Source organism: Streptomyces sp. NPDC047525 (genome assembly GCF_040643025.1).
Classification (GTDB): domain Bacteria; phylum Actinomycetota; class Actinomycetes; order Streptomycetales; family Streptomycetaceae; genus Streptomyces; species Streptomyces durmitorensis.
The window spans coordinates 27,614-40,076 of sequence record NZ_JBEYTL010000013.1 but is presented as its reverse complement, the minus strand read 5'-3'; the positions used below and the strand labels follow the sequence as shown (position 1 = coordinate 40,076).

The following is a 12,463-nucleotide window of genomic DNA, read 5'->3' as shown; positions in this document are numbered from 1 at the left end:
TCTGCTGCTACCGCTGCTACCCGCGCAACCCGCCCTGACAGAGCCTCCATTGTCCCTTACTCAGGGACCGGTCTACGCCCAGGGTCCAACGTCCCTCATGATGGGCTCCGCACAAGGAGGGACCGCCATGCCCATTCCGCGGACACTGCTGGCCGTACCCCTTGCGGTGACCCTCATCGGCCTGACTTCCGCCAGTGCGCCGCTGGCCGCCAAACCGGCCACGGACGCCACTCTTCCGCTGCTCGTCACCCGAGGCAAGGCCCCCGCCGCGGCTCTGTTGGCCCGCGAGGCCCCATGGTCAACAACCGAGCCGGGCGCCCCGGACCCACCACCGGGACAGCGGGCGACCCAGCGGCCCCACTGGCACTTCGCGCAGGCCAAGCAGCCCACAGCCGACGACACCAGCACAGGCGCGGACAGAAACCAAGCACCCGCGACCGGAACAGGAAGCGGCGCCGACACCGGTTCCAGCACCGGCGCCCACACCGGCACCCGCAACACCAAAGACGCCACCCGCATCCGCCGCACCGACCACTTCCGCGCCGGAAGCATCACCAAGACGTTCATCGCGACGGTCCTGCTCCAACTCGCCGCCGAACACCGTCTGTCCCTTTCCGACCCCGTGGAACTCCACCTGCCCGGTCTCATCCGCGGCAAAAGTCTCGACGGCCGCAGCCTTACGCTGCGCGCCCTGCTCACCCACACCAGCGGCCTCGCGGACTACACCACCGACACCAAAGGCCTCGTCCCCCTCACTCCGACGGAGGCGGTCCGCACCGCCCTCGCCCACCCCGCGACCACGCCGGGCCGCTGGTCGTACTCCAACACCAACTACGTCGTCCTCGGCATGGTGATCAAGCAGGTCACCGGCCGCTCCTACGCCGCCGAGACCCAACGCCGCGTCATCACCCCCCTTGGCCTGTCCGGCACTTCATTCCCCGGCACCCGCACCACGCTCCCCGCCCCGCACGGTCGCGCGTACACGAGCGAGGGCCAGGACGTCACCGCCCTCGACCCGGGCGTCGCGGGCGCCGCGGGCGAGCTGATCTCCACGCTCGCCGACCTGAACCGCTTCTACGCCGCCCTCCTCACCGGCCGGCTGCTCCCCGCGCTCCAGCTGCGACAGATGCTCAACACCCGGACCGCGGAGGGTCACTACGGCATGGGCCTCTACCCGCAGAAGCTGCCCTGCGGCACCACGGTCTGGGGCCACACCGGCCGCATCGCCGGAAGCTACGTCCGCACGGCCGCCACCCGCGACGGCGACCGTGTCCTGACTTTCCGGGTCAACACGGACGAGCTGGCCGACCCGGCCCTCGAACCGGCTCTCCTGGCTGCCGAGTTCTGCGACTCCGGCCCGTCCGGCAGCTGAGAGCGCCCGCGGCTAGAGCGGCACGATGTCCGGCGCGCCCAGCCTCGCCGCGTCCGCCGTCAGGTCGTCCGGCTGCCGCTGCGACTCCCGCTCGGCCTCCACCCGCTTCTCGTAGTGCTGCACCTCCCGCTCCACCTGGTCCTTGTCCCAGCCGAGGACCGGCGCCATCAGCTCCGCGCACAGCTGCGCGCTGCGCGTGCCCCGGTCGAACGTCTCGATAGAGATCCGCGTGCGCCGGGTCAGCACGTCGTCCAGGTGCCGTGCCCCCTCGTGCGACGCGGCATAGACGATCTCGGCGCGGAGGTAGTCGTCCGCGGCGGGCAACGGCTCGCCCAGCGTGGGGTCGGCCGTGACGAGGGCGAGGACTTCCTCCGCCAGCGATCCGTACCGGTTCAACAGGTGCTCCACGCGCACCACATGGAGCCCGGTGCGTGCGGCGATCCTGGCGCGCGCGTTCCACAGCGCCTTGTACCCCTCGGCGCCGACCAGCGGGATGTCCTCGGTGACACAGTCGGCGACCCGCTGGTCGAGTGCGTGCACCGCCTCGTCCACGGCGTCCTTCGCCATGACTCGGTACGTCGTGTACTTGCCGCCCGCGATGACGACCAGGCCCGGCGCCGGATGCGCCACCGTGTGCTCGCGCGACAGCTTGCTCGTGGCGTCCGACTCCCCGGCGAGCAGCGGCCTGAGTCCCGCGTACACCCCTTGCACGTCGTCCCGTGAAAGGGGCACCGCGAGCACCGAGTTCACATGCTCGAGCAGATAGTCGATGTCGGCGCTGGACGCCGCCGGATGCGCCTTGTCCAGGTCCCAGTCGGTGTCGGTCGTCCCCACGATCCAGTGCCGCCCCCACGGGATGACGAAGAGGACGCTCTTCTCCGTGCGCAGGATCAGGCCGGTCGTCGAGTTGATCCGGTCCTTGGGCACGACCAGATGGATGCCCTTGGACGCCCGGACGTGGAACTGTCCCCGCTCGCCGACCATCGCCTGGGTGTCGTCCGTCCACACGCCGGTGGCGTTGACCACCTGCTTGGCCCGGACCTCGTACTCCCCGCCGCCCTCGACGTCCTGCACCCGGGCGCCGACGACGCGTTCGCCCTCGCGCAGGAAGCCCGTCACACGGGCGCGGTTGGCGACCTTCGCGCCGTACGCGGCCGCTGTGCGCACCAGCGTCGCCACATAGCGGGCGTCGTCCATCTGCGCGTCGTAGTACTGCATGGCCCCCGTCAGCGCGTCCTTCTTCAGGCACGGGGCTACGCGCAAGGCGTGACGCCGGGTCAGATGACGGTGCATGGGCAGGCCTCGGCCGTGGCCACGCGACATCGACATGGCGTCGTACAACGCGACGCCCGATCCGGCATAGATCCGCTCCCAGCCCTTGTGCTGCAAGGGATACAGGAACGGCACCGGCTTCACGAGATGCGGGGCGAGCCGCTCGAGGAGCAGGCCGCGCTCCTTCAGCGCCTCGCGCACCAGCGCGAAGTCGAGCATCTCCAGATAGCGCAGGCCGCCGTGGATCAACTTGCTGGAGCGGCTCGACGTGCCCGACGCCCAGTCCCGTGCCTCGACGAGGCCGGTGGAGAGGCCGCGGGTCACGGCGTCCAGTGCGGTGCCCGCACCGACCACTCCCGCGCCCACGACCAGGACATCCAGCTCCCGCTCGGCCATTTCCGCAAGTGACTCGGCACGCTCCGCCGGTCCCAAGGTCGCTGTCCTCACCGCTGCCTCCCGTTAGCTGTCGGGTGTGGTCGCGCTCACATCATGCCCAGATTCTGGTCAGGTCCGCTGAGTTCGGCCGCCGCCTGTGGACAACACGCGGTCAACACTCCGACGCCCGGCACAGCACAATGCCGCATAACGGTCATATTTACTCCTAGTCTGACATTGCGCTGGTCCACCTTGTCCACAGGGCTTGCGCGCTCGTCCCGCTCCGGCTATTGGGAGGACGGCCCACCGCCATGCCCGCAGATCTCGCCGTCATCGGTCTCGGCCACCTCGGCCTGCCCCTCGCCCAGGCCGCCGTCTCCGGCGGCATCGCCACCATCGGCTACGACCCCGCCCGCGCCGTCGACCTGGCAAGCGGCCGCCTGCCCTGCGACGGCGCCGAGGGAACCCTCACCGCCGCCGATGTCCGCCGGATGCTCTCCAGGGGCTTTCGGCCCACCACCGACCCGGTCGAGCTCGGCCGGGTCCGCACCGCGGTCATCTGCGCTCCCACTCCTCCGGCGGCCGACCGCACCCTCGACCTGGGCCAGGTGGCCGAAGCCGCCCGCGCCCTGGCCGCGCGCCTGCGCCCGCACACCACGGTCATCCTTGAGTCCCCCGCCTACCCGGGGACCACGGAGGAATTCCTCCGCCCCATCCTCGAAGAGGGCTCAGGCCTGCGCGCGGGCCGCGATTTCCACCTCGCGCACTCGCCGGGCCGACTCGACCCGGGCAACCGCACCCACGGCTACGCGGGCACCCCCAAGGTCATCGGCGGCCTCACCCCGGCCTGCACCGAATCGGCCGCCGCCTTCTACGGCAGGCTCACCGACAAGGTCGTACGCGCGCGTGGCCCCCGCGAGGCCGAGACCGTGCACCTCCTGGAGACCAACTACCGGCACGTGAACATGGCCCTGGTCAATGAGATGGCCGTGCTCTGCCACGACCTGAGCATCGACCTGTGGGACGTCATCCGCTGCGCCGAGACCAAGCCCTTCGGCTTCCAGGCCTTCCGGCCGGGGCCCGGCGTCGGCGGCCACGGGGTCCCCCTGGACATCCCAGGACCCGGCCGCGGCGCCCGCCCCCTGCGCATGGTGGAACTGGCCCAGCAGGTCAACGACCGCATGCCCCGGTACGTGATCCAGCGCTCGGCGACCCTGCTCAACGAACACGGCAAGTCCGCCCGCGGCGCCCGCGTCCTGCTCCTCGGCGTCACCTACAAGCCCGACCTCGCCGACCAGCAGGGCTCCCCCGCCCAGGAGGTCGCGACCCGCCTGATGGAGATGGGCGCCGCCGTCAGCTACCACGACCCCTACGTCCCCAGCTGGAGCGTCCTCGGCCACCCCGTGCCCCGCGCGGACTCCCTGTACGAGGCGGCGGCCGACGCCGACCTCACGATCCTGCTCCAGCACCATCGCACGTACGACCTGCAAGGTCTCGCCGTGAAGGCCCAGCTGCTCCTCGACACCCGGGGCGCGACCCCGGCGGGCGCGGCCCACCGCCTCTGACATCTGACATCTGACAGACGAAGAAGGGCCCCGGTACGAGTACCGGGGCCCTTCTTAAAAGAAGAAGTCGATCAGCGCTTGTGCTGCGCGTCCGCGACCGTCACCTCGACGCGCTGGAACTCCTTGAGCTCGCTGTAGCCCGTCGTCGCCATCGCCCGGCGCAGCGCCCCGAAGAAGTTCATCGAGCCGTCCGGGATGTGCGAGGGACCGGTGAGGATCTCCTCGGTCGTGCCGACCACACCGAGGTCGACGCGCTTGCCGCGCGGCACGTCCTCGTGGACGGCCTCCATGCCCCAGTGGTGGCCCTTGCCCGGCGCGTCCGTGGCGCGCGCAAGCGGGGAGCCGATCATCACCGAGTCGGCGCCGCAGGCGATGGCCTTGGGCAGGTCGCCGGACCAGCCCACGCCACCGTCCGCGATGACGTGCACGTACCGGCCGCCGGACTCGTCCATGTAGTCACGGCGGGCGGCCGCGACGTCCGCGACGGCCGTGGCCATCGGCACCTGGATGCCCAGGACGTTGCGCGTGGTGTGCGCGGCGCCGCCGCCGAAGCCGACGAGGACACCGGCCGCGCCCGTGCGCATCAGGTGCAGCGCGGCGGTGTACGTGGCGCAGCCGCCGACGATCACCGGCACGTCGAGCTCGTAGATGAACTGCTTGAGGTTGAGCGGCTCGGCGGCACCGGAGACGTGCTCGGCGGAGACGGTGGTCCCGCGGATCACGAAAATGTCGACGCCGGCGTCCACGACGGCCTTGGAGAACTCGGCGGTGCGCTGCGGGGAGAGCGCAGCGGCGGTGACCACGCCCGAGTCGCGCACCTCCTTGATGCGCTGCCCGATCAGGTCGGCCTGGATCGGGGCCGCGTAGATCTCCTGGAGGCGCCGGGTCGCGTTGTCGGTGTCCAGCTCCGCGATCTCGTCGAGCAGCGGCTGCGGGTCCTCGTACCGCGTCCACAGGCCCTCGAGGTTCAGCACGCCGAGACCACCCAGCTCGCCGATGCGGATCGCGGTCTGCGGCGAGACGACCGAGTCCATCGGCGCCGCCAGGAAGGGCAGCTCGAAGCGGTAGGCGTCGATCTGCCAGGCGATCGAGACCTCCTTCGGGTCGCGGGTACGACGGCTCGGCACGACGGCGATGTCGTCGAAGGCGTACGCGCGGCGGCCGCGCTTGCCGCGCCCGATCTCGATCTCAGTCACGTGGGTGGCCCTTCAGCTTTCTTCGGTACTTCGCACTTCTTCGGTACTTCGGCACTCGTCTGCCGCTCCAGTATCCCCGACGCGCGCAAAGGGGGCGGCCCCGGGAATCCGGACCCGCCCCCACGCGCGCGTGGAGCGCCGTCAGCGCCTCTCGGCCTATACGGCCTGTACGGCCGTCAGCGCTTGTTCGTGTAGTTCGGCGCCTCGACCGTCATCTGGATGTCGTGCGGGTGGCTCTCCTTGAGGCCCGCCGACGTGATGCGCACGAAGCGGCCCTTGGACTCCATCTCGTCGATGGAGGCGGCGCCCACGTAACCCATCGTCTGGCGCAGGCCGCCGACGAGCTGGTGCAGCACGTTGGCCAGCGGGCCGCGGTAGGCCACCTGGCCCTCGATGCCCTCGGGGACGAGCTTGTCGTCCGAGGAGACCTCCGCCTGGAAGTAGCGGTCCTTCGAGTACGAACGCCCCTGGCCGCGGGATTGCATGGCACCGAGCGAACCCATGCCGCGGTAGGACTTGAACTGCTTGCCGTTGATGAACATCAGCTCACCCGGCGACTCCTCGCAGCCCGCGAGCAGCGAGCCGAGCATCACGGTGTCGGCGCCGGCGGCCAGCGCCTTGCCGATGTCACCCGAGTACTGGAGGCCGCCGTCGCCGATGACCGGGACACCAGCCGCGCGCGCCGCGACAGCCGCCTCGTAGATGGCGGTGACCTGCGGGACGCCGATTCCGGCGACCACGCGCGTGGTGCAGATGGAACCCGGGCCGACACCGACCTTGACCCCGTCGACGCCGGCGTCGATCAGCGCCTGCGCGCCGTCGCGCGTCGCGACGTTGCCGCCGATGACGTCGACACCCACGCCCGACTTGATCTTCGCCATCCAGCTCAGGGCGTTGCTGTTGTGCCCGTGCGAGGTGTCGACGATGAGGAAGTCCACGCCCGCACCGGCCAGTGCCTGCGCGCGCTCCAGAGCCTCGGGGCTCGCACCGACGGCGGCACCGACGAGGAGACGGCCCTCGGCGTCCTTGGCGGCGTTCGGGTACTGCTCGGCCTTCTTGAAGTCCTTGACCGTGATGAGGCCCTTGAGGATCCCCGCGTCGTCGACGAGCGGCAGCTTCTCGATCTTGTGGCGGCGCAGCAGCTCCATGGCGTCGACGCCGGAGATGCCGACCTTGCCGGTCACGAGCGGCATGGGCGTCATGACCTCGCGCACCTGGCGGCTGCGGTCGTTCTCGAAGGCCATGTCGCGGTTGGTGACGATGCCGAGCAGCTTGCCCGCCGGGTCGGTCACCGGGACGCCGCTGATGCGGAACTTGGCGCACAGCGCGTCGGCCTCGCCCAGCGTCGCATCCGGGTGCACGGTGATCGGGTCGGTGACCATGCCGGACTCGGAGCGCTTCACCAGGTCGACCTGGTTGACCTGGTCCTCGATCGACAGGTTGCGGTGCAGCACGCCGACGCCACCCTGCCGCGCCATGGCGATCGCCATGCGGGCCTCGGTGACCTTGTCCATCGCCGCGGACAGCAGCGGAATGTTCACGCGCACGTTGCGGGAGATACGCGACGAGGTGTCGACCGCGTTCGGGAGGACTTCCGACGCGCCGGGCAGCAGCAGCACGTCGTCGTAGGTCAGCCCGAGCGTCGCGAATTTCTCGGGCACTCCGTCGACGTTTGCAGTCATGACACCTTCCCCAAATGGCCTTGATCGGTGCGGATGTCCATGCTAACGGGAACGGAGGGTGTCTCATTCCACGATCAAGATCATCGACCAGGTTTGTACGTTCATACGTCATGAACGGACGCCGAAGGCGATCGTCGGGCAACCGGTGATCGTTACTGCTCGGCCAGTGCCCGCAACCGGCTCAGCGCGCGATGCTGCGCGACACGCACGGCACCCGGGGACATCCCCAGCATCTGGCCGGTCTCCTCGGCGGTGAGCCCGACCGCGATCCTCAGGAGCAGCAGCTCGCGCTGGTTCTCCGGAAGGTTGGCCATGAGCTTCTTGGCCCACTCGGCGTCGCTGCTGAGCAGCGCGCGCTCCTCGGGACCGAGGGAGTCGTCGGGGCGCTCCGGCATCTCGTCCGACGGCACCGCCGTGGATCCGGGATGGCGCATCGCCGCGCGCTGCAGGTCGGCGACCTTGTGCGCGGCGATCGCGAAGACGAACGCCTCGAAGGGGCGTCCCGTGTCCTTGTAGCGCGGCAGCGCGAGGAGGACCGCGACGCACACTTCCTGCGCCAGATCCTCCACGAAGTGCCGCGCGTCACCCGGCAGTCGGGAGAGCCGTGTGCGGCAGTACCGCAGCGCCAGGGGGTGCACATGAGCCAGCAGATCGTGCGTGGCCTGCTCATCGCCCTCGACCGCGCGAAGGACGAGGGCACCGATCACCGTCGTCTTGTCATCGCGCATCGGTCCATGGTGCCTTGGCGCCGATTGATCCGTGGCACCACGTCCGTAGTTGTGCACCGAAGCGTTATGAGCAGGTGCGCCGGAACTCATCTCGTGCGCCCTCCCCTCCCGCTCGACCGACCTGTCCCCGAGGAACTCCACACCTCAAGGATGCGGCATCGGCGGCGAAGCATCGGCAACCGCTCCCGCGAGAGGGAGCTACGGGCGTCCGTCGCCCCGCCCACCACACGGCGGGCGGGGAGCGCCGTGCCCGCACGGCGGCACACCTATCGGACCAGGCCCCAGCGGAAACCGAGCGCCACGGCGTGCGCGCGGTCCGAGGCGCCGAGCTTCTTGAACAACCGCCGGGCGTGGGTCTTGACCGTGTCCTCGGAGAGAAAAAGCTCACGTCCGATCTCGGCGTTGGACCGGCCGTGGCTCATGCCCTCGAGCACCTGGATCTCACGCGCGGTGAGTGTGGGCGCCGCGCCCATCTCGGCCGAGCGCAGTCTGCGCGGAGCCAGTCGCCACGTCGGGTCGGCGAGTGCCTGGGTGACGGTCGCGCGCAGTTCGGCGCGCGAGGCGTCCTTGTGCAGATAGCCGCGGGCACCGGCGGCGACCGCGAGCGCGACACCGTCCAGATCCTCGGCGACGGTGAGCATGATGATGCGCGCACCGGGGTCGGCGGACAACAGCCGCCGCACTGTCTCCACGCCGCCCAGACCGGGCATGCGTACGTCCATCAGAATCAGGTCCGAGCGGTCGGCGCCCCAGCGGCGGAGGACTTCCTCGCCGTTGGCCGCTGTCGTCACGCGCTCGACGCCGGGCACGGTCGCGACCGCGCGGCGGAGCGCCTCTCGGGCAAGCGGGGAGTCGTCGCAGACGAGGACGGATGTCATGGCCGCCCTCCGCAGCTGATGCGCGTCACCTTGAGCCTCCAGGCTGGTACATATTCGTCACCTGTGCGGTTGACGCTCTCGGACATCTGCCCGAGCGCTTGTTCTTTCAACCGCCTCGCACTCTCAACGACGGTCACCCGAAAGAGTTACGGGGCGGTCGGCCTCGTTCGGCACTCTACGTGAGGGCGCGGACACAGAGCAGACAGCGCGAGAGACCCTCAACCTTTCATCACAACCCATGCCCCATTTAGCCCTCTTCCTTCCCTTTTGCTGGTGTCTGTGGCTAGATTTTCCAATGAGTCATATTTTCATCTCCTTAGACAGTAGATGTACGGTCATGGGCACCGTATCCGCGCAGAACGGCTACCAGGAGACAAGCAATGGCAGATTTCTCCCGCCTTCCAGGACCGAACGCAGATCTCTGGGACTGGCAGCTCCTCGCGGCCTGCCGCGGGGTCGACAGCTCGCTCTTCTTCCACCCCGAGGGCGAGCGGGGCGCGGCACGCAGCGCGCGTGAGAACTCCGCCAAGGAGGTCTGCATGAGGTGCCCGGTACGCGCGGAGTGCGCCGCTCACGCCCTCGCGGTACGGGAGCCGTACGGCGTGTGGGGCGGGCTCACCGAGGACGAGCGCGAGGAGCTCATGGGTCGCGCCCGCAACCGCCTCGTCACGACGTCCGCGCCGTCGGCATCGGCGTCCGCCGCGGCCTCGGCAGCGCACGGCGGCATGGTCACGCGTACCTGAAGGAACGTTTCTTCGCGGCGGGCGCTCAGCGCTCCGCGGCCTGCGCGAGGTGGTCAAGGGTGGCCGCCACGGCGGGCACCTGCGCCAGATCCGGCAGGGTGAGCGCGACGATCTCGCGCTGGACGGCAGGCTCCACCGTCACTGTGCGTGCACCTTTGGGGCGTACGGACTCGATGGCGAGCTCGGGCAGCACCGCGACCCCCAGGCCTGCGCCGACCAGGCCGATCACCGCCGGATAGTCATCGGTCGCGAAATCGATGCGGGGCACGAACCCCGCCCCCTCGCAGACCTCGACCAGCTGCCTGCGACAGCGCGGACAGCCCGCGATCCACGGCTCGTCGGCCAGTTCCCCGATGGCGACCGACTCCGCCTTGGCGAGCCGGTGCCCCTCGGGCACGAGGCCGACGAGCCGGTCCGCGAGCAGCGGGCGCACGACCAGGTCGTCCCACTCCTCGGCGGCGGACGCACCGTCGTACCGGAAGGCGAGCGCCACGTCGCAGTCGCCCTCACGCAGCATCTCGACCGAGCGCGGCGGCTCGGCGTCCACCAGCGAGACCCGGGTGCCCGGGTGCGCCGCGCGCAGGGCGGCAAGCGCACTCGGCACCAGCGTCGAGCTGCCGCTGGGGAAGGAGACGAGGCGGACCCGGCCGGCCCGCAGGCCCGCGATGGCGGCGACCTCCTCCTCGGCGGCGGTCAGCCCCGCCAGGATCCCCGCGGCGTGCCGGACCAGGGCCTCGCCCGCCTGGGTCAGGCGCATCTCACGGCCCGTGCGGATCAGGAGCGGCGTACCCGCGGAGGTTTCGAGGGCCTTCATCTGCTGGCTGACGGCGGGCTGGGTGCAGCCGAGCTCGCGCGCGGCGGCCGAGAAGGAGCCGGTGGCGGCGACGGCACGCAGGACGCGGAGATGACGGGCCTCGATCATGGATCAAGCATAAGTGACACTTGGATCAAACGCCCAATAATGCGTCGACGCTTTGAGCGGGCTCACCTACCCTTCCGCCATGAAGCTTCTCTCCGTGAATCTGGGCCGGCACAAAGCCGTGGAGTACACCGACGCTCCCTCGGGCGGTACCGGCATCGACAAACAGCCCGCCGAAGGGGCCGTACGGGTGGCGGCTCCCGGCGCGAAGGGTGCCGCCGGGAGCGGGGTCGCCGGGGACGAGGTCTGCGACCTGCGGCACCACGGCGGGAACGACCAGGCCGTGTACGCCTACGCGCGCGAGGACCTGGACGAGTGGGAGCGCCTGCTCGGCCACCCGCTCGCCAACGGCTCCTTCGGTGAGAACCTCACGACGTCCGGCCTCGACGTGAACGGCGCCAAGATCGGCGAGCGCTGGCGCGTCGGCCCCGACCTGCTCATCGAGGTGACGTCGGCCCGCATTCCCTGTCAGACGTTCCAGGGCCATCTCGGCGAGACGAAGTGGGTCAAGCGCTTCACGCAGCAGGGCGCTCCCGGCGCCTATCTGCGGGTGATCGAACCGGGCGAGATCCGGGGCGACGACACGATCGAGGTCGTGCACCGGCCGGGGCACGACGTCACCGTCGCCCTCCAGTTCAAAGCCGTCACGACGGAGAGGGAGTTGCTGCCGCGCCTGCTCGCCGCCGGGGACGCGCTGCATCCCGAGGCGATCGAAGCGGCTCGGAAGTATGTGGCGAAGTACGGCGCGCAGGCCTCGTAACCGGCCCTCGGCACCGGCGACTTGACGAGGCAGCAGGTCAAGGGGCCGGTCCGGGCGACACAGCGGTCTCCGGATCTCACTAGCCTTGGTCCATGACTACGGCTCTGATTACGGGATCGACCGCCGGTATCGGCGCGGCCTTCGCCCGGCGGCTCGCCGGTGACGGCCACAACCTGGTCCTGGTGGCACGGAACACCGAGCGACTGCGGGAACAGGCGACCGAACTGCACGACCGGCACGGCATCGAGGCGGAGGTCCTCACGGCGGACCTCGCGACGGACGACGGCATCGCCACCGTCGAGAAGCGGCTCGCGGACCGCAGGAACCCGGTCGACCTGCTGGTGAACAACGCCGGGTTCGGCAACAAGGGCCAGTACCTGGAGGTGTCGATCGAGGACGAGTTGACGATGCTGAAGGTGCACTGCGAGGCGGTGCTCCGGCTGACGTCGGCGGCGACGGAGTCGATGCGGGAGCGGGGCCGCGGTGGCGTCGTGAACGTCGCCTCGGTGGCGGCGTTCGTGCCGCGCGGGACGTACGGGGCGTCGAAGGCGTGGGTCGTGCAGTTCACGCAGGGCGCGGCGAAGGATCTGGCCGGCTCCGGGGTGCGGCTGATGGCCCTGTGCCCCGGGTTCGTACGGACCGAGTTCCACGAGCGCGCCGGGATGGGGACGTCCAACATCCCCAAGTGGATGTGGCTCGACGCGGACAAACTGGTCGCGGCGGCGCTGTCCGACTTGGCGCGGGGCAAGACCCTCTCCATCCCGGACCCCAGGTACAAGGCACTGATGGGCGTGGTGAAGGTGACGCCGAGGGCGCTGCTGGGCGGAGTGACGTCGAGGACGGGCAGGAAGTACGGCCCGCAGTAGAGAACCCCCGGAGCAGGAGCGCCCCTTCAGGGGCGCGGGGACTGCGCGACAAGCCACGACGAGCCCGCACTCAGGAACGCACGGAGGCCCGGCACCCCACTACGGGG

The 12,463-nt window shown here is 70.2% G+C and carries 11 protein-coding genes; 5 read left to right on the top strand and 6 right to left on the bottom strand.

Going from position 1 to position 12,463, the window contains the following annotated elements; genetic code table 11:
- Positions 1-127: 127 nt before the first annotated feature.
- Positions 128-1,372, top strand: a complete 1,245-nt coding sequence (locus ABZ833_RS31665) for a serine hydrolase domain-containing protein (protein ID WP_361053642.1) — start codon at positions 128-130, stop codon at positions 1,370-1,372.
- 12 nt (positions 1,373-1,384) lie between these two features.
- Here ABZ833_RS31665 and ABZ833_RS31660 read toward each other — a convergent pair whose 3' ends face one another.
- Positions 1,385-3,091 (bottom strand): glycerol-3-phosphate dehydrogenase/oxidase, encoded by a 1,707-nt coding sequence (locus tag ABZ833_RS31660; RefSeq protein WP_361053639.1) that lies wholly within the window; start codon positions 3,089-3,091, stop codon positions 1,385-1,387.
- A 239-nt stretch (positions 3,092-3,330) separates the two neighbouring features.
- On the opposite strand from ABZ833_RS31660, the gene ABZ833_RS31655 reads away from it, so the two are divergent.
- Complete coding sequence (locus tag ABZ833_RS31655; protein WP_249588294.1) at positions 3,331-4,584, top strand: nucleotide sugar dehydrogenase; 1,254 nt, start codon at positions 3,331-3,333, stop codon at positions 4,582-4,584.
- Positions 4,585-4,655: 71 nt separating this feature from the next.
- Here the strand turns inward: ABZ833_RS31655 and ABZ833_RS31650 are convergent, their stop codons facing one another.
- The 4 genes from ABZ833_RS31650 to ABZ833_RS31635 form a co-directional block, all read right to left on the bottom strand.
- Entirely contained in the window at positions 4,656-5,780 is a 1,125-nt protein-coding gene (locus ABZ833_RS31650) for a GuaB3 family IMP dehydrogenase-related protein (RefSeq protein ID WP_361053635.1), read from the bottom strand.
- 176 nt (positions 5,781-5,956) lie between these two features.
- A complete protein-coding gene (gene guaB / locus ABZ833_RS31645; RefSeq protein WP_361053632.1) occupies positions 5,957-7,462 on the bottom strand; it encodes an IMP dehydrogenase in 1,506 nt (501 codons plus the stop codon).
- Positions 7,463-7,614: 152 nt separating this feature from the next.
- A complete protein-coding gene (locus ABZ833_RS31640; protein WP_055549856.1) occupies positions 7,615-8,190 on the bottom strand; it encodes a sigma-70 family RNA polymerase sigma factor in 576 nt (191 codons plus the stop codon).
- A gap of 266 nt (positions 8,191-8,456) precedes the next feature.
- Positions 8,457-9,068, bottom strand: a complete 612-nt coding sequence (locus tag ABZ833_RS31635; RefSeq protein WP_003948568.1) for a response regulator transcription factor — start codon at positions 9,066-9,068, stop codon at positions 8,457-8,459.
- Positions 9,069-9,448: 380 nt separating this feature from the next.
- Between ABZ833_RS31635 and ABZ833_RS31630 the strand changes: the two genes are divergently transcribed.
- Entirely contained in the window at positions 9,449-9,811 is a 363-nt protein-coding gene (locus tag ABZ833_RS31630) for a WhiB family transcriptional regulator (RefSeq protein ID WP_361053629.1), read from the top strand.
- A 25-nt stretch (positions 9,812-9,836) separates the two neighbouring features.
- Here ABZ833_RS31630 and ABZ833_RS31625 read toward each other — a convergent pair whose 3' ends face one another.
- Positions 9,837-10,733, bottom strand: coding sequence for a LysR family transcriptional regulator (locus ABZ833_RS31625; protein ID WP_361053626.1), 897 nt, complete (start codon positions 10,731-10,733; stop codon positions 9,837-9,839).
- Positions 10,734-10,812: 79 nt separating this feature from the next.
- Between ABZ833_RS31625 and ABZ833_RS31620 the strand changes: the two genes are divergently transcribed.
- Positions 10,813-11,490, top strand: a complete 678-nt coding sequence (locus tag ABZ833_RS31620) for an MOSC domain-containing protein (protein WP_361053623.1) — start codon at positions 10,813-10,815, stop codon at positions 11,488-11,490.
- A gap of 92 nt (positions 11,491-11,582) precedes the next feature.
- Positions 11,583-12,356, top strand: a complete 774-nt coding sequence (locus ABZ833_RS31615) for an SDR family oxidoreductase (protein ID WP_361053620.1) — start codon at positions 11,583-11,585, stop codon at positions 12,354-12,356.
- The last annotated feature ends 107 nt before the right edge of the window (positions 12,357-12,463 follow it).